Annotated in this window: 19 protein-coding genes; 7 read left to right on the plus strand and 12 right to left on the minus strand. The window is 65.2% G+C overall.

The features are described from left to right. Positions 1-82: 82 nt before the first annotated feature. Complete coding sequence (gene gltX, locus ASC94_RS16315) at positions 83-1,492, minus strand: glutamate--tRNA ligase (protein WP_056396821.1); 1,410 nt, start codon at positions 1,490-1,492, stop codon at positions 83-85. An 87-nt stretch (positions 1,493-1,579) separates the two neighbouring features. Here gltX and ASC94_RS16320 point away from each other — a divergent pair, with 87 nt between their 5' ends. Continuing rightward, on the plus strand, positions 1,580-3,025 hold the full coding sequence (locus ASC94_RS16320; protein WP_157201473.1) for a serine hydrolase: 1,446 nt from the start codon (positions 1,580-1,582) through the stop codon (positions 3,023-3,025). 100 nt (positions 3,026-3,125) lie between these two features. Here ASC94_RS16320 and ASC94_RS16325 read toward each other — a convergent pair whose 3' ends face one another. From ASC94_RS16325 to apbC, 3 genes are read right to left on the minus strand one after another with little or no spacing between them, the layout of a single operon-like run. Then, entirely contained in the window at positions 3,126-3,524 is a 399-nt protein-coding gene (locus tag ASC94_RS16325; protein WP_200955730.1) for a DUF4399 domain-containing protein, read from the minus strand. 30 nt (positions 3,525-3,554) lie between these two features. Further along, positions 3,555-4,739 carry a hypothetical protein gene (locus ASC94_RS16330; RefSeq protein WP_157201474.1) on the minus strand — a complete coding sequence of 395 codons (1,185 nt, stop codon included), beginning with the start codon at positions 4,737-4,739 and terminating at the stop codon, positions 3,555-3,557. Next, complete coding sequence (gene apbC, locus ASC94_RS16335; RefSeq protein WP_056396834.1) at positions 4,732-5,820, minus strand: iron-sulfur cluster carrier protein ApbC; 1,089 nt, start codon at positions 5,818-5,820, stop codon at positions 4,732-4,734. Before apbC ends, ASC94_RS16330 begins: the two co-directional genes overlap by 8 nt. Before the next feature lie 133 nt (positions 5,821-5,953). Here apbC and metG point away from each other — a divergent pair, with 133 nt between their 5' ends. After that, positions 5,954-8,125, plus strand: a complete 2,172-nt coding sequence (metG, locus tag ASC94_RS16340; RefSeq protein WP_056396837.1) for a methionine--tRNA ligase — start codon at positions 5,954-5,956, stop codon at positions 8,123-8,125. Positions 8,126-8,141: 16 nt separating this feature from the next. Next, positions 8,142-8,621: a GNAT family N-acetyltransferase gene (locus tag ASC94_RS16345; protein ID WP_056396840.1), complete on the plus strand. Its 480-nt coding sequence runs from the start codon at positions 8,142-8,144 to the stop codon at positions 8,619-8,621. A 7-nt stretch (positions 8,622-8,628) separates the two neighbouring features. Here ASC94_RS16345 and ASC94_RS16350 read toward each other — a convergent pair whose 3' ends face one another. From ASC94_RS16350 to ASC94_RS16375, 6 genes are all read right to left on the minus strand, one after another. Continuing rightward, positions 8,629-8,946: a hypothetical protein gene (locus ASC94_RS16350; protein WP_056396843.1), complete on the minus strand. Its 318-nt coding sequence runs from the start codon at positions 8,944-8,946 to the stop codon at positions 8,629-8,631. Next, positions 8,943-9,518, minus strand: a complete 576-nt coding sequence (locus ASC94_RS16355; protein WP_056396846.1) for a hypothetical protein — start codon at positions 9,516-9,518, stop codon at positions 8,943-8,945. The genes ASC94_RS16350 and ASC94_RS16355 overlap by 4 nt, the downstream gene beginning before the upstream one ends. 9 nt (positions 9,519-9,527) lie before the next feature. Beyond that, positions 9,528-10,595, minus strand: a complete 1,068-nt coding sequence (locus ASC94_RS16360) for a porin (RefSeq protein ID WP_056396849.1) — start codon at positions 10,593-10,595, stop codon at positions 9,528-9,530. 88 nt (positions 10,596-10,683) lie between these two features. Then, positions 10,684-14,331 carry a hydantoinase B/oxoprolinase family protein gene (locus ASC94_RS16365; RefSeq protein WP_056396852.1) on the minus strand — a complete coding sequence of 1,216 codons (3,648 nt, stop codon included), beginning with the start codon at positions 14,329-14,331 and terminating at the stop codon, positions 10,684-10,686. A gap of 29 nt (positions 14,332-14,360) precedes the next feature. Continuing rightward, complete coding sequence (locus tag ASC94_RS16370; protein ID WP_056396855.1) at positions 14,361-15,632, minus strand: MFS transporter; 1,272 nt, start codon at positions 15,630-15,632, stop codon at positions 14,361-14,363. Positions 15,633-15,719: 87 nt separating this feature from the next. Next, positions 15,720-16,493 (minus strand): putative hydro-lyase, encoded by a 774-nt coding sequence (locus ASC94_RS16375; RefSeq protein ID WP_056396858.1) that lies wholly within the window; start codon positions 16,491-16,493, stop codon positions 15,720-15,722. 153 nt (positions 16,494-16,646) lie between these two features. Between ASC94_RS16375 and ASC94_RS16380 the strand changes: the two genes are divergently transcribed. After that, entirely contained in the window at positions 16,647-17,582 is a 936-nt protein-coding gene (locus ASC94_RS16380) for a LysR family transcriptional regulator (protein WP_056396861.1), read from the plus strand. Here ASC94_RS16380 and ASC94_RS32685 read toward each other — a convergent pair. Then, on the minus strand, positions 17,566-17,703 hold the full coding sequence (locus tag ASC94_RS32685; RefSeq protein WP_157201475.1) for a hypothetical protein: 138 nt from the start codon (positions 17,701-17,703) through the stop codon (positions 17,566-17,568). The genes ASC94_RS16380 and ASC94_RS32685 overlap by 17 nt on opposite strands. 104 nt (positions 17,704-17,807) lie before the next feature. Then, positions 17,808-18,698: a DMT family transporter gene (locus ASC94_RS16385; protein WP_056396864.1), complete on the minus strand. Its 891-nt coding sequence runs from the start codon at positions 18,696-18,698 to the stop codon at positions 17,808-17,810. A gap of 95 nt (positions 18,699-18,793) precedes the next feature. Between ASC94_RS16385 and ASC94_RS16390 the strand changes: the two genes are divergently transcribed. Genes ASC94_RS16390 through panC form a run of 3 tightly spaced genes read left to right on the plus strand, consistent with a single transcriptional unit; the run spans position 18,794 to position 20,740 of the window. Continuing rightward, positions 18,794-19,003: a DUF3460 family protein gene (locus tag ASC94_RS16390; RefSeq protein ID WP_056396867.1), complete on the plus strand. Its 210-nt coding sequence runs from the start codon at positions 18,794-18,796 to the stop codon at positions 19,001-19,003. Between the two features lie 32 nt (positions 19,004-19,035). After that, the gene (locus tag ASC94_RS16395) at positions 19,036-19,881 is read left to right on the plus strand and encodes a ScpA family protein (protein WP_056396870.1); all 846 of its coding nucleotides are present in this window, start codon (positions 19,036-19,038) and stop codon (positions 19,879-19,881) included. Positions 19,882-19,900: 19 nt separating this feature from the next. After that, positions 19,901-20,740, plus strand: a complete 840-nt coding sequence (panC, locus tag ASC94_RS16400; protein WP_056396873.1) for a pantoate--beta-alanine ligase — start codon at positions 19,901-19,903, stop codon at positions 20,738-20,740. The last annotated feature ends 90 nt before the right edge of the window (positions 20,741-20,830 follow it).

Below are 20,830 nucleotides of genomic sequence, written 5' to 3' on the forward strand. Positions count from 1 at the left end.
TTTCGCGAAGAAACAGGAGTATAGCAGGCCTCCCGAAGAATGCAATACTCGATTGCAACTTTGCGAAAATATCTGGGGTTTTTTACAGATATTTCGCAACGCGGGCCGCCACGGTGGCGCGGCCGAAGATCTGCAGCACCGCATCGATGGCCGGCGTCTGCAGCTGGCCGGTGACGATCAGGCGCAGCGGCATGGCGATCTGCGGCATCTTCAGGCTGTTGGCCGCCAGCACTTCCTTCAGCATGGCGGCGATGGCTTCCTTGCTCCACTCCACCGAGGCGATGCGCTCGGCAAACAGCGCCAGCGCCGGCTTGACCGCATCGGTCAGGTGCTGCGCCAGCAGGGCCGCGTCCGGCTGCGGTTCGCGGAAGAACAGCATGGCCGCGTCCGCCAGTTCGTTGGTGGTGTTGGTGCGTTCCTTCATCAGGCCCAGCACGGCCGCCAGGTCCGGTGCGCCGTCAAAGACAGCGCCCGCCTCCAGCATGCGCGGCTTGACCAGCTCGCCCAGCCGGGCGTTGTCGGCCTGCTTGATCCAGTGGTTGTTCAGCCAGGCCAGCTTTTCATTGTTGAACTGCGCGGCCGAGGCGGTCAGGTGCTCCAGGTTGAACCACTCGCAGAACTGCGCCATCGAGAACACTTCATCGTCGCCGTGGCTCCAGCCCAGGCGCGCCAGGTAGTTCAGCATCGCTTCCGGCAGGAAGCCTTGCGCCGGGTATTCCATCACGCTGACCGCGCCGTGGCGCTTGGACAGCTTCTGGCCGTCCGAACCCAAAATCATCGGCAGGTGGCCGTATTCCGGCAGCGGCGCGCCGATGGCGCGCAGGATGTTGATCTGGCGCGGGGTATTGTTCACGTGGTCGTCGCCGCGCAGCACGTGGGTGATCTTCATGTCCCAGTCATCGACCGCCACGCAGAAATTGTAGGTCGGCGTGCCGTCCGGGCGCGCAATCACCAGGTCGTCCAGCTCGCGGTTGGAAATGGTGATGGTGCCTTTCACCACGTCGTTCCAGGTCACGTCGCCGTCCAGCGGGTTCTTGAAACGCACCACCGGCTTGCGGCCGGCCGGCACCGGCGGCAGGGTCTTGCCCTCTTCCGGACGCCAGGTGCCGTCGTAGCGCGGCTTCTCGCCGGCCGCGCGCATGCGCTCGCGCATCGCTTCCACTTCCTCCGGCGACGAGTAGCACAGGTAGGCCGTGCCTTCCTTCAGCATCTGCGCCACCACTTCGCGGTAGCGGTCCATGCGCTGCATCTGGTAGAACGGGCCCTCGTCGTGGTCCAGGCCCAGCCACTGCATGCCGTCGATGATGGCTTGCACCGCTTCCGGGGTCGAGCGTTCCAGGTCGGTGTCCTCGATGCGCAGCACGAAGGTGCCGCCGAAATGGCGGGCAAAGGCCCAGGAATACAGCGCGGTGCGGGCGCCGCCCAGGTGCAGGAAGCCGGTCGGGCTGGGAGCGAAACGGGTGCGGACGGGAGTTGCTGGTGTGGTGGTCATTTCGAGACTGAAGCGATAGGATTAAACGGCTATTTTAACCCGTCTATGGGGATATACTCGAACCTCACCGCCACAAAGGAGCCCGCCTTGCATCCACGCACCCGCCTGTACGCCGCCATCGGCCTGCTGTCCGCCCTCCCCTCCCTCGCCACCCATGCCGCCGACGACGGCCTGCAGCAGCGCATCGCCCGCGTGGAACAGGGCCTGCTGCCCGCTGTGTCGCTGGAAGGCGCGCCGCCCGCCAGACGCAAGCTGGCCGAGGAAATGGCGCGGCTGGGCGTGCCGGGCGTGAGCATCGCCGTCATCCACGGCGGCGAGGTGGAATGGGCCAAGGGCTACGGTGCGGTCACGCCGGGCGGCGCGGCGGTGGGCACGTCCACGCTGTTCCAGGCCGCCTCCATCAGCAAGCCGGTGGCGGCCATGGGCGCCCTGAAGCTGGTCGAGGAAGGCAAGCTGGAACTGGACCGCGACGTCAACAGCTACACTACCTTGTGGAAGCTGCCCAAGGACGCCGACAACAACGCCGTCACGCTGCGCCAGCTGCTCTCGCACACGGCCGGCACCACGGTACACGGCTTCCCCGGCTATGCGGCCGGCGCGCCGGTGCCCACCCTGGTGCAGCTGCTGAACGGCGCCAAGCCCGCCAACACGGGCGGCGTGCACGTGAACACGCGGCCGGGCAGCCGCTGGCGCTATTCCGGCGGCGGCTATCAGGTGGCGCAGTACGTGATGACGGAGCGCAGCAAGACGCCGTTCACTGAGCTGATGCAGGACAAAGTGCTGAAGCCGCTCGCCATGACGGACAGCACCTTCGCCCAGCCGCTGCCGCAGCCCCTGCTGGCGCGCGCGGCCCTGCCGCACGACCGCAGCGGCAAACCCATCCCCGGCGGGCCGCACACCTACCCGGAGCAGGCCGCCGCCGGCTTGTGGACCACGCCATCCGACCTGGCTAAGTTCGCCATCGAAACGCGGCGCTCGGCCGCCGGGCAATCCAACGCCGTGCTGTCGCAGGCGATGACGCATCTGATGCTCACGCCGGTGATGCAGAACTACGGCCTGGGCCTGGGCACGGAGGGGGACGGACAAAACCAGAGCTTCGGCCACGGCGGCTCGAACGCGGGCTACCGCGCGCGCATGACGGCCTATACGGAACGCGGCGACGGCGTGGTGGTGATGACCAATGGCGACAGCGGTTCGGAGCTGGCGGATGAACTGGTGCGTGCGGTGGCGGCGGAATACGGCTGGCCCACCATGGGCACCAGGGTGCGGCGCAATGTGCCGCTCAAGGAGGACGCGCTGACCACTGTGCCGGGCAGGTATGTGATGCCCGGTGCGGGGGATTTCGTGATCCGCCGCGAAGGCGACGGGCTGGTGGTGGAGCTGCAGCGCGGTAGCAGTGAGACGCTGCTGGCCGCGCCGAGCGGCAGTTATTTCGTGCAGTCGAGCGAGGCGGAGCTGCAGTTTACCGGTAAGGACTCGGGGCGCTTTACGCGCGGCGCGTTTGAGGCGCCGTTCAGCCGGGCGAAGGAGTAGGCGCCGGTTCGGCGGGTTACGCGGCGTTGCCGCTAACCCGCCCTACGGAATCGCGCAGCGGACCTTGCCATTGCACGCGGCCTTGCTTCGGCCTTGCTTGTTACTTGACCGTGACTTCGATGGTCTTGCTGGCGCCGGGACCGTAGGACTGGTGGGCGCCGTTGGCAAACTGCATGGTCAGCTTGTATTGGCCGGGCGGCAGCTTCACTTCGGCTTCGGTCTGGCCTTTGCCGAAATGCAGGTGGGTGTCGTCAAAAGGAACCGATTCGCCGGCCTTGATGCTGGTGCCGTTGATGATCAGGTGGTGGTGGCCGGTGTTGGCCGCCATCTCGCCCGCCGGTTTGACTTCCATGCCGCTGACGGCGAACTTCACCTTGAACGGGCTGCTGACGACCGCACCGTCCGCCGGTTCCGCGAAGGATACGGTCTGCGCTGCCGCGCCGAAGCCGATGCCGCCCAGTGCCAGCGCCAGCAAGGCGCGCTTCAGGAATGTTTGCATGATTTCTCCATGTGAGTGAGTGACCGCCAGTTACCTCTTGCCGAGTATCGGCCCTGCGTACTTCATCACCAGTCCCTTGGGGCCAACCGCCCAGCCCACCGCGGGCGAAGCGAATCCCACCGTGTTCACCGGCGCGCGGTCCAGGATGGTCCAGCTCTTGCCCGCATCGTTGCTGTAGCCCGAACCGGCCAGGCCGGCCGCGACAAACGCGTCGGCCGCGCCGCGCACCGGCACCACCACCGACATGTAGCCGGTAGGCAGAATCGGCGCCGCGCTCCAGCTGGCGCCGCCGTCCTCGGTGCGTGCCCCGTTCACGGTGGCCATCGAGGTGTCCTTGTAGTCGCCGCCGGCCGCCAGGCCCACGCGGCCATCCCGGAAGCCCACCGAGAAGATGCCGCGCGCGGGCGCGCCGGCCGGGATGGGCACCGCCGACGCGCGCCAGCTGCGGCCACCGTCGGACGAATGGAAGACGCGGGCATGCTCGGCGCCGCCGGTCGAGAACCAGGCGTCCTTGCTGCCGGCTACCGTCAGGCAGGTGCCGCTGGCGGCGAATGCGCCTTCATTGGGCAGTGAGGCCAGGCCTTTCGGGTCCGGCGCCGGCTGCCAGGTGGCGCCGCCGTCCGCCGTCAGCAGCACCTGGAAGGCGCCCTTGACCGGGTCGCCGAACAGGATGCCGTGCCGCGCGTCCCAGAACGCGATCGCATCCCAGAAGCCGTCCGCATCGGAATTGGTGAGCTGCAGCTGCCAGCTGGCGCCGCCGTCCGTGGTCCGGTAGATGCGCGACGCGGCGCCGGGGCCGGCGCTCATGATGACGGCGGTGTTCGCGTCCACCGCGTGGATGTCGCGGAAGTCCAGCTGGTCCGCATCGGGTACTTGCATCGCGGTCCACTTTACGCCGTCCACCGTGCGCAGCACCGTGCCTTTGGCGCCGCTGGCCCAGGCCACGGTCTCGCTGACCACGGACAGACCGCGCAGCTCGGCGCCGGTGCCGCTGGCCAGCGGCTGCCAGCCGGCGGCCTGCACCAGCGCCTGCCCCACGGCGGAAGGCGGCGGCAGCGGCAAGCCACGCGGTGCGCCTGTCGCGTCCTGCGCCATGGCGGCGCCCGGCGCGGCCAGCAATGCGGCCAGCAACGCCGCCAGCACGGAAGCCAGCACAGGCCCCCGCGTGGCCGCCCGCGCCGCCCCGCCCGCCGCCTGCGTCGCGCGCTTAGTCATTCTTGATTACGATGCTGGGGAACTTGCTGGTCATGTCCTTCGCCTTTTCCGCCACTTTCACCGCCACTTTGCGGGCGATTTCCTTGTAGATCCCGGCAACCGGGCCATCCGGCTCGGCCACCACGGTGGGCTTGCCGGAGTCGGTCTGCTCGCGGATGGCCATGGTCAGCGGCAGCGCGCCGAGGTACTCGGCGCCGAAGTCGGCGCACATCTTGGCGCCGCCGCCGTGGCCGAAGATATGCTCCTCATGGCCGCAGTTCGAGCAGATATGGGTGCTCATGTTCTCCACCACGCCGAGGATGGGGATGCCCACCTTCTCGAACATCTTCAAGCCCTTGCGCGCGTCCAGCAACGCGATGTCCTGCGGCGTGGTGACGATCACCGCGCCGGTGACCGGCACCTTCTGCGACAAGGTCAGCTGGATGTCGCCGGTACCCGGCGGCATATCCACCACCAGGTAATCCAGGTCGCGCCAGTTGGTCTGCTCCAGCAGCTGCTGCAAGGCCTGCGTCACCATCGGTCCGCGCCACACCATGGGCTCGTCCGGGTCGATCATGAAGCCGATCGACGACACTTGCAGGCCGTGGTTTTCCAGCGGCTCCATGGTCTTGCCGTCCTTGCTTTCCGGGCGGCCGCTGATGCCCAGCATCATCGGCTGCGAGGGACCATAGATGTCCGCATCCAGCACGCCCACCGAGGCGCCCTCTGCCGCCAGCGCCAGCGCCAGGTTCACCGCCGTGGTCGATTTGCCAACACCGCCCTTGCCGGACGCCACGGCAATAATATTCTTTACGTTAGGCAACAGCTTCAGGCCGCGCTGCACCGTGTGCGAGATGATCTTGCTGTATACATTGGCACTCACCTTGCCTGCGCCCGGCAGCGCCGCCACGGCGCCGGTCACGCTGGCGCGGATGGCTTCCACCTGGCTTTTCGCCGGATAGCCCAGCTCGATGTCGAAGGAAACGTCGGCACCCTCCACTTTCAGGTTGCGCACTTCCTTGGAGGTGCAGTAATCCTTGCCCGTGTTCGGGTCTGTAACTTTAGACAATGCTGCTTTGACGTCTTCTACCGTGATGCTCATCTGAATCTCCGTAAGTGATCCCGCAGTCTAGCGCAAAATAGACAGAAAAACAGCGTGCCGCCCCCGTCCCGGTGCGCATGAGCGGCCAGCGCTGGTAAAATGCTCTTTTTCCCACCAACAAAGTGCATCAATCATGACCCGCAAGCTGTTCGTCACTACTGCCCTGCCCTACGCTAACGCTGCCTTCCACATCGGCCATATGATGGAGTACATCCAGGCCGACATCTGGGTCCGTTTCCAGCGAATGCAGCGCGAAGGCGGCGGACTGCGCGAGGTGCACTTTGTCGGCGCCGACGACACCCACGGCACGCCCATCATGATCGCCGCCGAAAAGGAAGGCATCACGCCGCAGGAATTCGTGGCCAAGATCGCGGCCGGCCGCGCCCAGTACCTGGACGGCTTCCATATCGCGTTCGATAACTGGTACTCCACCGATTCGCCGGAAAACGTGGAGCTGTCGCAAGGCATCTACCGCAAGCTGCGCGACACCGGCCTGATCGCCACCAAGATCGTGGACCGCTTCTTCGACCCGGTGAAGGGCATGTTCCTGGCCGACCGCAACATCAAGGGCGAATGCCCGAAATGCGGCGCCAAGGACCAGTACGGCGACAACTGCGAAGTGTGCGGCGCGGCCTACCAGCCGACCGAGCTGGTGAACCCGTTCTCGGTGTTCACCAACGCCACGCCCATCCTGAAGCCGTCCGAGCAGTATTTCTTCAAGCTGTCCGACCCGCGCTGCTTCGAATTCCTGCGCGACTGGCTCAACACGCCGGGCCGCCTGCAGCCGGAAATGGTGAACAAGGTCAGCGAATGGCTGGGTGAAGCCGGCGAGAAACTGGCCGACTGGGACATTTCCCGCGACGCGCCCTACTTCGGCATCCCGATTCCGGACGCCCCGGGCAAGTTCTTCTATGTGTGGCTGGACGCGCCGGTCGGCTACCTGGCCAGCCTGAAGAACTACTGCGAGAAGAAAGGCATCGACTTCAACGCCCTGCTGAACGATCCGGGCACCGAGCAGATCCACTTCATCGGCAAGGACATTGTTTCCTTCCACCTGCTGTTCTGGCCGGCCATGCTGAAGTTCGCCGACCACCCGGTGATCGACAAGCTGAAAGTGAACGTGCACGGCCACCTCACCGTGAACAACGAGAAGATGTCCAAATCGCGCGGCACCGGGATTTCGCCGCTGCGCTACCTGAACCTGGGCATGAACCCGGAATGGCTGCGCTACTACATCGCCTTCAAGCTGAACTCCAAGGTGGAAGACCTGGACTTCACCGGCGACGACTTCGTGGCCCGCGTGAACTCGGACCTGATCGGCAAATACGTCAACATCGCCAGCCGCTGCGCCGGTTTCATCAACAAGAAATTCGACGGCAAGCTGGCCGCCAGCCTGTCCGACAACGCCATGGGCTGGATCAAGCGTGCGCTGAGCACCGCCGACGGCGCCGAGCGCCAGGCCAGCATCGCCGCCAACTTCGAGAACCGCGAGTTCGGCAAGGCGCTGCGCGAAATCATGGAAATCGCCGACGTCACCAACCAGTACGTGGACGAGAACAAGCCGTGGGCACTGGCCAAGGACGAGTCCAAGGTGGCCGAACTGCACGAGGTATGCACCACCGCGCTGATCCTGTTCCGCCAGCTGACCATCCTGCTGTCGCCAGTGCTGCCGGGCGTGGCCGCCAATGTGGCGAAGTTCCTTAACGACGACCAGCTGGTCTGGGCGGACACCGAACTGGCCTCCGGCGCCGCCTTCCAGCCCATGCTGGGCCGCACCATCGGCGCCTACAACCACCTGATGACGCGCGTGGACGCCAAGATGATCGAGGACCTGTTCGACGCGCAGAACCAGATCGCCGCCGCCGGCGCCGCCCCTGCGGTGGCCGCCGCCAAGCCGGCCAAGGCGCCGAAAGCGCCGCCGCTGGAACCGCTGGTGGCCAAGCAAGGCGTGGAAGCGCTGGCGCCGGAAATCTCCATCGACGACTTCATGAAGGTCGACCTGCGCATCGCAAAAATCGTCAACTGCGAGCACGTGGAAGGTTCCGACAAGCTGCTGCGCCTGACCCTGGACGCCGGCGAAAGCCGCTACCGCAACGTCTTCTCCGGCATCAAGTCCATGTACCAGCCGGAAGACCTGATCGGCAAGCTGACGGTGCTGGTGGCCAACCTGGCACCGCGCAAGATGAAGTTCGGCATTTCCGAAGGCATGGTGATGGCCGCTTCGGCGCAGGACGAAAGCGCCAATCCGGGCATCTACATCCTGAACCCATGGCCGGGCGCTGAACCGGGCATGCGCATCCGCTAACCCATCGAATCAGCCTATGAACATCGTAGTACGTGAAGCGACGGATGACGATGCCAAGCTGATTGCCGAGCTCACGCGCGCCGCGTGGGCCGGCAAGGTCAGCGTCACATCCAGTGGCCACCGTGAAACCGCCGTTCTCGTCGCGCAGCACCTGCGCGACGGCGGCGGTTTTATTTTATTGGCGGACGACGTGCCGGTCGGCTCGGTGCGCTGGCTGCCGCTGGACACGGAGAGCCATATCTGGGAAATCCTGCGCATGGGCGTGCTGCCCGCCTGGCGCGGCAAGAACATCTCCCAGCACCTGCTGGAAGCGGTGATCCACCACGGCCTGGAAACCGGCATCGAAGAACTGCGCATGGCGGTGCGGGCCGATCAGCCCAAGCTGATCGACTTCTACATGGCCTACGAATTCGAACTGGCCGAGGAACTCGAATACACCCATGCCAACCCGCTGGAGCCGGCGCCCTTCGTGATGCGGCGCCAGCTGAAGTACTGACCCCGCCTTACTTGTAGACGCCGGAGCCGAGTATCACATCGTCCACGCGCTCCACATAGGTGCGCTTGGCGTCGATGCTGCCGGTGCCCACCCCGTCGCCACTGGCGAGGAAAGCGAAGATATACAAGTCCTTCTGGATGAACGCCCCCTTCGGCTTATTGAACTCGGCAAAAGCCTTCTCCTTACCGTGCTTCTTCAGGAATTCGCCGGCCTTTTTCACCATCGCCACCGCCTCGTCGGCCGAGCCCTTGTCCGCAGCCGATGCGTCCACGCTGAACATCAGCGCCGTGCAGCCCATCAACAGATACTTCAACAGTTTCTTCATTGTTCAACTCCTTGCGCCAGTTGGGATACACTTCGGGATTCACATTCCAGCAGCCACTCCAGCACCGGCGCCACGCCGACCACGCCGCCGGCGCGGGCGACCGCAGTGCCCGTCGCACACCACGGATACGGCAGCGACGCGGCCCATAACATGACAGGCTCCAGCGCCGCCGGCGGCAGGACCTGCATCACCTCCACCGTGATGGCGAGATGCTCCGCCAGGCCCGTACCGGCCTGGAAGCGCCAGTCATAGCGCCCGCAGCCCACGCGCACATTGCCGCCGGCCTTGTCCGTCATCGCCACCAGCCACGCGCAGCTGAATTCGGACAGCGCTTGCCGTGGCGGCGGCGCCAGGCAAAACGTGTAGACGTTCTCGTAGCTTTGCCCAAAGCGGCGTACCAGCACGTCCGCAATCGCTTCGCGCCCGCACGACAAAGGCGGGAACGCAATGCCGCTGGTGTTGACCTGCATCGCCAGCGTGGCGTCTTCGCTGAAGGCGCCAGCCATGAGATGCGGACGGTTGCCGTCTTTCGCCATCAGGTAGCGGTGGATGACGTCGGCGGGTGAGCGCATGGCGGACTCCTAGAAGGCGTGGCGCAGGCCGAGGTTGAAGGCGCGGTCGCCGCTGCCACCCTCGATGGCGCTGCCCACCGTGTAGCCCGCGCCGTTCCTGTTGCGGATGGCGGCATACACCGCATACACGTCGGTGCGTTTGGACAGGTAGTGGCGGTAGCCTGCCGCCAGCTGCCGCGCGTCCTGGTTGAAGCCGGTCTTGTCGTCCTTGCGTATCCAGGAAGCCAGCCAGGTGCCCGCGCCCTTCGGCACCGACACGCCCAGCAGCAGCACATTGCTGTCGGTGGTCGGCGTAGGTGCGACGGCGTAGCCAAAGGGGTTGCCCAGGTTGCGCGGCAAGGCGCTGTTCAAGCCCTTGTCCACGCCGTACGCGGCATGCGCCTTCAGCACGCCGAAATCGTACAGCGCCGTCAGCACCGTGTTCTTCGCGTTGCTGGTGTTTTTCAGCACGGCCGTGTCGTTGTTGCGGTTGTGGTGCGCCACGCGCAGCACCAGCGGGCCGGCGGTGTAGGCCAGTGCGCCGCCGAACTGGCGCTGCGCCGTGCCGTCGCCCGCCACCTCGCCCACGCCGTACGCCACCTCGGCGCTGAAGCCGTTGAACACCGGCGACGCGTACTTGACCGCGTTGTCCATGCGGCTGGCGCTGTTGCCGGTGGCAGCCATCAGGTTCTTGGTGTCGCCCGCCGTGCCGGAGCCGAAGGGATCGGCGGCTGCCACCGCCAGATACTGCGGCGTGTACTGGCGGCCCAGCGTCAGCGTGCCGGCGTTCCTGCTCTGCAGGCCCACATAGGCCTGGCGGCCGAACAGCAGGCCGCCCTGCCCCATGGCGCCGGTGTCGGCCTGGAAGCCGTTCTCCAGCAGGAAGATGGCCGACATGCCGCCGCCCAGGTCTTCGCTACCCTTGAAGCCGAGGCGCGAGCCGGCTTCCACGCCGGAGGTCAGCTTGGTGCTGCTGGCCGTGCCGCCGCTTTCGCGCACCAGCGCCACGTCCACAATGCCGTATACCGTTACGTTGCTCTGGGCGACAGCCGCCCCTGCCGATGCGCCCAGCATGAGCGCAAGCATAGTCTTCTTCATTGTTATCCCTGTTGTTATATAGGCTCGGAAGTCGGCGGCGGAACAGGGAGCCCTGCCTGCTCCGCCGGTGTTTCGATATGGCGCAGGATCAGGCGCCGAAGCCGCCGCCTCCCGGCGTTTCGATGGCGAACACGTCGCCGGCCTTCATCTCGGCCGTGTGCGTGGCGCCGAATTCCTCCACCGTGCCGTCGCCGCGCTCGACCCAGTTGCGGCCTAGCGCGCCGGGCGCCCCGCCCTGCAGGCCAAAGGGTGCAATGCGGCGGTGGCCGGCCAGGATGTTGGCCGTCATCGCTTCCAGGAAGCGGATGCGGCGCAGCGCACCGTCGCCGCCCTGGTGTGCGCCCTGGCCGCCGCTGCCGCGCCGGATGGCATGGGTTTCCACCAGCACCGGGAAGCGCCACTCCAGCACTTCCGGATCGGTCATGCGCGAATTGGTCATATGGGTCTGCACGGCGGCGGTGCCGTCGAAACCCGGGCCGGCGCCCGAACCGCCGGCGATGGTCTCGTAGTACTGGTGCTCCTCGTTCCCGAAAGTGAAGTTGTTCATGGTGCCCTGCGAGGCCGACATCACGCCCAGCGCGCCGTACAGCGCGTCGGTGACGTACTGCGACACTTCCACGTTGCCCGCCACCACCGCCGCCGGATAGCGCGGGTTGAGCATGGAGCCTTCCGGGATGATGAGATTGAGCGGCTTGAGCACGCCCTCGTTCATCGGAATGTCGCTGTCGATCAGGGTGCGGAACACGTACAGCACCGCCGCCTTGCACACCGACAGCGGCGCGTTGAAGTTGGTCGGCCGCTGCTCGCTGGTGCCGGTGAAATCCACCGTGGCGCTGCGGCTGGCGTGGTCGATGGTCAGCTTCACTTTCAGCACCGCGCCGTCGTCCATCTCGTAGGCGAAGCTGGCGTCGCGCAGGCCGCCGATGGCTTTGCGAACAGCTGCCTCGGCGTTGTCCTGCACGTGCTGCATATAGGCCAGCACCACGTCCTGGCCGTAGGTGGAGACAGCCTTCAGCAGCTCGCCGGCGCCGGTCTCGCAGGCACCCAGCTGGGCGATCAGGTCGGCGATGTTCTGGTCGATATTGCGGCTCGGCCAGGGGCCGGCGGCGAACAGGCTGCGCACCAGCGGCTCCAGGAAGACGCCCTTGTCCACGATCTTGATGTTGTCCAGAAGGACGCCCTCTTCTTCAATGGTGGTGCTGTTGGGCGGCATGGAGCCGGGCGTGATGCCGCCCACGTCCCCGTGGTGGCCGCGCGCGGCAACGTAGAACAGCGGTTCCGGGCCGCCGCCGTGCACCGGACACACCACGGTGATGTCCGGCAGGTGGGTGCCGCCGTTGTAGGGCACGTTGAGCACGTAGGCGTCGCCGGGCGCCATGGTGGCGGCGTGTTCGCGGATCACGCACAGCACGCTGTCGCTCATCGAACCCAGGTGCACGGGTATGTGCGGCGCGTTGGCGATCAGGTTGCCGTGGCGGTCGAAGATAGCGCAGGAGAAGTCCAGGCGCTCCTTCATGTTGACCGAGTAGGCGGTGTTCTCCAGCGTGGTGCCCATCTGCTTGGCGATGGCCATGAACAGGTTGTTGAAGATCTCCAGGTGGATGGGATGCACGGCCGTGGTCATCTTGTGCGTGCTGCCTGCTGCAGCCACGCGTTCCAGCAGCAGTGTGTGGTCCGGCAGCACGCGCGCGCTCCAGCCGGCGTCCACCACGGTGGTGGCGATCTGCTCGCGGATCAGCGCCGGGCCGGCGATGCGGCTGCCCACCGGCAGCTCGGCGCGCACATGCAGCGCGATCGGCACGGTCTGGCCGTCCACGTAGCTGTCCACGTAGCTCTCCACAGCGCCGCCCGCATGGCTGCCGCTGCCGGCGCCCGCATCGGCGGCAGGCACCTCGATGACAAAGCTGGCGCCGTCTCCCGCGCCGATGGCCTCCGCCGACACCGACTCGATCACCAGCGGCTGCCCGTCCATCACGAAGCCGAAGCGGCCGCGGTACAACGCGGCGAACGCCGCCGACATCTCCTCCACGCTGCCCAGCGGGATCACGAAGGCCGAATCGCTGTCCTGGTATTTCAGGCGCGCGCACAGTTCAACGCGGATGTCTTCCTGCGCCACCTGCTGCTCCAGCAGCTCGGTGGCCGCTTCCCCGGCCAGCGACACCAGGCGCGGTTGCAGGGCGTCCAGCGCGGCCGGCGTAAGCGGCTGCTCGACCGCGCCTTCGCGCATGGCGCGGATGTCGGCCAGGCCCATGCCGAAGGCGGACAGCACGCCGGCGAAAGGATGGATCACGATCTTGGTCATGCCCAGCACGTCCGCCACGCGGCAGGCATGCTGGCCGCCGGCGCCGCCGAAGCAGCACATGGCGTAGCGGCTGACGTCGTAGCCTCGCTCGACGGAAATCGACTTGATGGCCTGCGCCATGTTGTCCACCGCCACCGCCAGGAAGCCGTCGGCCACGGCGGACGGCGACAGGCGCGTACCGGTTTCACGTTCTATCTGCGCCGCCAGCTCGCCAAAGGCGCGCGCCACCACCTCGCGGTCCAGCGGCAGGTCGCCATCGGGGCCGAACACGTGGGGGAAATGCGCCGGCTGGATACGGCCCAGCATCACATTGCAATCGGTGACGGTGAGCGGGCCGCCCTTGCGGTAGCTGGCCGGGCCGGGATTGGCCCCCGCCGATTCCGGCCCCACCTTGAAGCGGCCGTTCTCGAAGCTGCAAATGGAACCGCCGCCGGCCGCCACGGTATGGATGTGCATCATGGGCGCACGCACCCGCACGCCGGCCACCACGGTTTCAAACACGCGTTCATACGCGCCATCGTAGTGCGCGACGTCGGTCGAGGTGCCGCCCATGTCGAAGCCGATCACCTGCTTCAGGCCGATCGCCTCGCAGCTCTTCACCGCGCCGACGATGCCCCCGGCCGGGCCGGACAGGATGGCGTCCTTGCCCTGGAAGCGGCCGGCGTCCGTCAGGCCGCCATTGGACTGCATGAACATGATGCGCACGTCGCCGCGGTCTGACCTGACTTCGGCGGAGACCCGCGACACGTAGTCGCGCAGCACCGGCGACAGGTAGGCGTCCACCACCGTGGTGTCGCCCCGGCCGACGATCTTCATCAGCGGGCTGACCTGGTGGCTCACCGAGATCTGCGTGAAGCCCGCCTCCTCGGCCAGCGCGCGCAGGCGCTGCTCGTGCTGCGGGTAGCGGTAAGCGTGCATCAGCACAATCGCAATGGCGGCGATGCCCTGCGCGCGCAGCCCGGCAAACTGGCGCCGCAGCAGCGCTTCGTCCGGCGCCTGCAGCACCTCGCCGTGGGCGCCGATGCGCTCGTCGATCTCGATCACCTGCTCGTAGATCAGGTCCGGCAGGTCGATGCGCATGGCGAAGATGTCCGGCCGGTCCTGGTAACCGATGCGCAGCTGGTCGGCGAAGCCGCGCGTGATGGCCAGCGCGGTACGCGCGCCCTTGCGCTCCAGCAGCGCGTTGGTGGCCACGGTGGTGCCCATCTTGATCACTTCGATCTGTTCTGCCGGCAGCGGGTCGCCGGTTTTCAGGCCCAGCAGGTCGCGCATGCCCTGGGTCACGGCGTCGTCGTAGCGCTCGGGGTATTCGGACAGCAGCTTGTGCGTCACCAGTTTGCCGTCCGGGCGGCGCGCCACGATGTCGGTGAAGGTGCCGCCGCGGTCTACCCAGAACTGCCAGCGGAGTTGTTGGGCGGGGATGTCGTTTTTCATGGTGTTACCTCTATCTTTGCAAGCCAAAATCAGGATTCAAGTTTTTTGCCGGCCGTTTCAGGCAAGGTCAGGGCGGCCAGTATCATCACGCCGTAGGCGGTGCCGGCGAAGACGCCGATCGCCTCGCCCAGCGCCATCGACTGGCTGCTCAGGCCTATCATCAGCGGGAACAGCGAGCCCACTGCACGGCCCATGTTGTAGCTGAAGCCCTGGCCGGAGCCGCGGATCGAGGTCGGGAACAGCTCGGTCAGGAAGGCGCCCATGCCGCTGAACACGCCGGACACGCAGAAGCCCAGCGGGAAGCCCAGGAACAGCATCACGTTGTCGGTCACCGGCAGGCGGGTATAGGCCAGGGCGATGCACATGGAGCCGGTGGCGAACAGGATGAAGTTCTTCTTGCGGCCCAGGTAGTCGGTCAGGAAGGCGCTAACGATGTAGCCCACGTAGGAGCCCACGATCACCATGGCCAGGTAGCCGCCGGTGCCCAGCACCGTCAGGTGGCGCTCGGTCTTGAGGAAGGTCGGCAGCCAGGTGGTGATGGCGTAGTAGCCGCCCTGGGCGCCGGTGGTCAGCAGCACGGCGCGCAGCGTAATGCTGAGCATTTTCGGCGAGAAGATCTCGGCGAAGGATGCGCGCTCCTCGGTGGCGGCCTTCTTCTGCGCTTCCACGAACAGTTCCGGCTCATCGACAAAGCGGCGGATGAAGATCACGAACAGCGCCGGCAATATGCCCAGCAGGAATAGCGAGCGCCAGGCCCATTCCGCCGGCAGCAGCGAAAACATCAGCGCGTACAGCAGCGCGGACACGCCCCAGCCCAGCGCCCACCCGGCCTGCACCATGCCGACCGCTTTGCCCCTGTCCTTGGCGCGGATCACCTCGCCGATCAGGATGGCGCCGGCGGTCCACTCGCCGCCCATGCCAAAGCCCATCAGGCCGCGCGCCCACAGCAGCTGCTCGAAATTCTGGGCGAAGCCGCACAGCACGGTGAAGAAGGCGAACCACAGGATGGTCAGCTGCAGCGTCTTGACGCGGCCGATGCGGTCCGACAGGATGCCGGCGATCCAGCCGCCGGCGGCGGACGTGAGCAGCGTAACGGTGCCAATCAGGCCGGCGTCGCCCTTGGACAGGCCCCAGGTGGCGATCAGCGTCGGAATGACGAAGCTGAGGAACTGCGTGTCCATGGCATCGAGCGCATAGCCGATCTTGCAGCTCCAAAAGGTACGGCGCTCCTTGCGCGTCAATGCGTGGAACCAGGAAAAGTGCCCTTCTTTTTCCTCGCTGCCTAGTGCTGTTGTATTCATGATGATCCCCCCGTTCTTTTTTGGCGCAGCACTCCCCGGCCGGACGCGTCGAGAGGGTCCGTTGGCGGCGCTGCATGGTTTATAAAACTAGAAAGCTGCTAATGAGGCATTGCGGATGTCCGTCACCAGCATGTAACCCGGCTGGTGCGTAATGGCCAATGGAAGCTTGGCCTGCCGTATGGCTTCCTGGGGCGTCACCCCGCAGGCCCAGAAGACGGGCAGTTCGTCCGGCATGACTTCGACCGGATCGCCGTAGTCCGGGCGGCCGATGTCGGCGATGCCGATCAGCGCGGGGTCGCCCAGGTGGACCGGCGCGCCGTGCACCGCCGGGTAGCGGCTGGTGATCTGGATGGCGCGGATAGCGTCGGCGGCCTTCATGGGCCGCATCGACACCACCATCTCGCCGCCGAACGGGCCGGCGCCCTGGTTGCGGATATTGGTGCGGTACATGGCCACATTGCGGCGCTGCTGGATATGGCGCAGCTTGATACCCGCGTCCATCAGCATCTGCTCGAAAGAGAACGAGCAGCCGATGGCGAACACCACCAGGTCGTCGCGCCACACCTCATGCAGCGCGTGGGTCTGTTCCGCCAGCTGGCCGCCGCGGTAGATGTTGTAGCCCGGGGTATCGCTGCGCAAATCCATGTCCTCTCCCAGGCGGCTCACGTTCCACTGGCCGGGCTCGCCCACCGCGAGCAGCGGACAGGCGCGCTGGTTGCGCTGGCAGAACAGCAGGAAGGCATCGGCCTGGGACTGCGGCAGGATCACCAGATTGGCCTGGGCGAATTCGCCGCAGTAGCCTGCCGTGGGCAGCCGGAACTCGCCGCTGCGTACCTTGTGCCGTAATTCGAGTGGGGTCATGGTGGTCTCGCTTTATTGTGATAAATGAACTGCATGAGTCAAGAATAAGCGTGAAGCTCCCGGCTTGCCATCTAGTTATTTTTGCTGTTGCTGTTTAGTTTTTCTTACCGACGTGCGCTATACCGGTGCATGGGGTTAAGGTATTCTTGATTCATGAACACCCGCTTCCTTGAAACCTTCGTCACGCTGGCCCAGCTGCGCAGCTTCCGCGCCACGGCCCACGCCCTGCACGCGACGCCTGCCGCGATTTCCTTGCGAATCAAGACCTTGGAAGAGGAATTGCAGACCGAACTGATCGACCGCAGCAGCAAGGATTTCCGCCTCACGGCGCAGGCTGAATACCTGCTGGGACACGCGAAAGCGGTGGTGGACGCGGTGCGCAGGCTGCAGGCGGCGGCGCACAAAGATAGTGCAATCCGCGGCCGGCTGCGGCTGGGCGTGATTGAATCGGTGGTCCACAGCTGGCTGGCGCAATACATCCGCGAGCTCAATGTGTTGTATCCGGAACTCGAAGTCGACTTGGCGGTCGATATGAGCAATGTGCTGGAGAGGCGATTGCGGGCGCGCGAACTGGATTTGGTGATCCAGGTGGAAGGCGTTGAAAGCAGCGATATCGTTTCAGAAGCGCTGGCGGTTTATCCGCTGCACTGGATTGCGCGGCGGGGATTGATCGATACCCGCAAGGAGGGATTAAACCAGCGCCTGCTGCAATTGCCGATATTAACCTTCGGACGCGGTACGGCGCCGCAGCGCATGCTGGAGGAAATCGTCAGCAAAATGGCGAACCTGGCCATGATTCCGCTGGAGCAAACCAGGATTACCTGCTCGCCTTCAGTGGCGGCAATTGTCCAGCTCATCAAGGACGGCTACGGCGTGGCGGCGATTCCGAGTTTATTTGTCGTCAGCTCGCTGGAAAACGGCGAATTCATTGAATTGCCAGTACAACCGGAGCCGCCTTCCATTATCGTTTCCATGTGCTTTCATTCAAACGCGGAAATGCTGGTGCACGCGGCGGCCAATGCGGCGCGCCAGGCGTGCGCCAGTTATTGCGCGCAAGTCGATCCCCGTTATATTAAATCGCTGGGGTAATATCGGCAGCGGCGGCGACGGCGGCGGTCCAGGTCACCCTCGGCTTCATCGGCTCGACAGGTTTGTCCTGGCAGGCCGCCAGGGCGAAGGCGGCGGCCAGCATCAAGGTCAGCTTACGCATCACGTTCTCCCTCCCGTTTCGATTCCTTCAGCATAGCAGCTGGCGCGCTGCGGGGGCGCACGCGCGTTGATTCCATGCCAACTTCTGGCGCGAACGCGCCAGAATCAGGTGCGCCGGGAGGACACCACAATGCCGCCCACGATGAGCAGGAAGGCGGCGCCATGGTAGAGCTGCGGCGCCTCGCCCAAAAAGGCGGAAGACATCAGCGCCGCGAACAGCGGGGTCAGATTGCTGAAGAACGCCGCCACGCTGGGGCCGGCGCGCTGCACGCCTGCGCCCCAGCAGCGGAACGCAATTACCGCCGGGCCGATCGCGACATAAGCCAGTGCGGCCGCCAGCGTCCAGCTCCATTCAATATGGGCATCGGTAACAGCCCATTCCCCGGCCGCGAATACACCGGACCAGATCACCCCGAATCCTACTTGTGCCAATAGGAAACTTGCCCATTGAGAACGTATTGCGGCCGGTTCCAGCGGGCGCGTGAGCAGCCAGCTATATATGGACCATGCGATGGTCGCCAATATCATGAATATATCGCCCGCGACCAGCCGCAATTCAAGCAAATGCTGGAATTTCCCGCGCGCCAAGACCAGCAGCACGCCGGCGATTGATAATGCCGCGCCCATTATTTGCTGGCGCGAGACTTTCGCGCTGAAAAACATCCAGCCGGTTAACATCATCCAGACGGGCATTCCGGCTGCCACCAGGGTGACATTAATCGGCGTGGAACTCTTCAGGGCCAGATATTGCAGGGCGTTATACATGCCGATACCCAGCAATCCCAATAAGGCAAAGCGGCGCCAGTTCTGCCATAAACCACTATCGCGCCGGAATACCGGCCCGGCCAGGGGCAGCAATATTAAAAAGGCGATGCCCCAGCGCAGGAAATTCAGCGTAATGGGCGGCACCATTTCATGCACGAGGCGGCCGACAATGGCATTTCCGGCCCATAACAGGGGCGCGAGCGTCAGAAGGAATATGGTGTAGGGAGTCATAGAGGGAGGATTCTAGCAGGGGCGGGAAGAGAAGTTCCCGCCGGGGGCTGGGGCGCGGTAAAATAGCTGTTGCTTCTTCTACGAACTATCACAACATGAAACTCTCCAAACAGCACAGCATGTACGAGTCGGACCACACCCTGTTCATCAAACAGCTGAAGGCCCAGCATCCAAAAATGGAGCAAGGCCAGCGCGAAGGCCGCGCCCTGCTGTGGGACAAGGAACCTACGCCGCTGACCGAACAGGAGCGCCTGCGCGCCTCGACCGTGAAGCAGCAGGCTTACGTCTACCAGAACAAGCTGTAAAACCGGCCTGAACGACACCTGATCGGCACAGCATGTCGCCGGCGGACGCGGTGGAGGACGCCGCAGCAGTGGCCAGCAGCGCCGAGGCGGTAAGCGACGGCGCTGCATTGGCACGCCTGTACGGCGAACCGCTGCTGAAGATGCCGAACGACCTCTACATCCCGCCCGACGCGCTGGAAATCTTCCTGGACGCGTTCGAAGGTCCGCTGGACTTGCTGCTGTACCTGATCCGCAAGCAGAATTTCAACATCCTCGACATTCCGATGGCGCAGCTGACGCTGCAATATCTTAAGTATGTGGACCAGATCCGCCTGTCCAACCTGGAACTGGCGGCGGAATACCTGCTGATGGCGGCCATGCTGATCGAGATCAAGTCGCGCATGCTGCTGCCGCAGCGGCAGTCGGAAATCGAAGTCGAGGCGGGCGACCCGCGTGCGGAACTGGTGCGCCGCCTGCTGGAGTACGAACAGATCAAGCTGGCGGCCTACGACCTGAACGCCGTGCCGCAGGTGGACCGCGACTTCGTGCGCACCCAGGTCTTCATCGAGCAAAGCCTGGTGCCGGTGTGGCCGGACGTGTCCGCGCCCGACTTGCAGGAAGCCTGGCTGGGCCTGATGAAGCGGGCCAGGCTGGTGCAGCACCACAAGATCAGCCGCGAGGAACTATCGGTGCGCGAGCACATGACCGGCATCCTGCGGCGCTTGCAGTCGCAGCGCTTCGTCGAGTTTGCGGACCTGTTCGACGTGGCCGGCGGCCCGCCTGTGGTGGTGGTCAATTTCGTGGCCCTGCTGGAACTGGCAAAAGAGACGCTGATAGAAATTACCCAGGCCGAACCGTTCGCGCCTATCTATGTGCGGCTGGCGTATTCGCCGGCCTGAACAACAAGAGAAAAACACCATGAAAATCATTTCCTCCATAGAAGAACTGCGCGACCACCTGAGCGGCCAGCTGCGCACGGCGTTCGTGCCCACCATGGGCAACCTGCACGAAGGCCACCTGTCGCTGATGCGCCTGGCGCGCAAGCACGGCGACCCGGTGGTGGCCTCCATCTTCGTCAATCGCCTGCAGTTCGGCCCCAACGAGGACTTCGAGAAATACCCGCGCACCTTCCAGGCCGACGTGGAGAAACTGGAAAAGGAAGGCGTGTACGTGCTGTTCGCGCCGACTGAAAAGGATATGTACCCGGAACCGCAGGAATACCGCGTGCAGCCGCCGGACGGCCTGGGCAACACCCTGGAAGGCGAATTCCGCCCCGGCTTCTTCACCGGCGTGAGCACGGTGGTGATGAAGCTGTTCTCCTGCGTGCGCCCGCGCGTGGCCGTGTTCGGCAAGAAGGATTACCAGCAGCTCATGATCATCCGTAACATGAGCCGCCAGTTCGCGCTGCCCACCGAGATCATCGCCGCCGAGACCTACCGCGCGGAAGACGGCCTGGCGCTGTCCTCGCGCAATATGTACCTGTCCGCAGCGGAGCGCGCCGAAGCGCCGGCGCTGTACCAGAACCTGAACTTCGTGGCCAACGAAATGCGCGCCGGCCACCTGGACATCTTCCAGCTGGAACACAAGGCCATGGACGAGCTGGCCAAGCGCGGCTGGCAGCCGGACTACATTTCCATCCGCAAGCGCAGCGACCTGCAGCCGCCGGCCGCCGGCGACCTGGCGCAAGGCACGCCGCTGGTGGTGCTGGCCGCCGCCAAGCTGGGCACCACGCGCCTGATCGACAACCTGGAAATCTAAGCTCCCGCCGCGCTGCGGCAAAACAACGGTGGCGGTCCGCAGCGGCCGCCGCCATGCTAAGCTGGCCTATCGGAGCTGCCGCTCCCCTTG

This window comes from Massilia sp. Root418 (assembly GCF_001425265.1).
Lineage (GTDB): Bacteria > Pseudomonadota > Gammaproteobacteria > Burkholderiales > Burkholderiaceae_D > Rugamonas.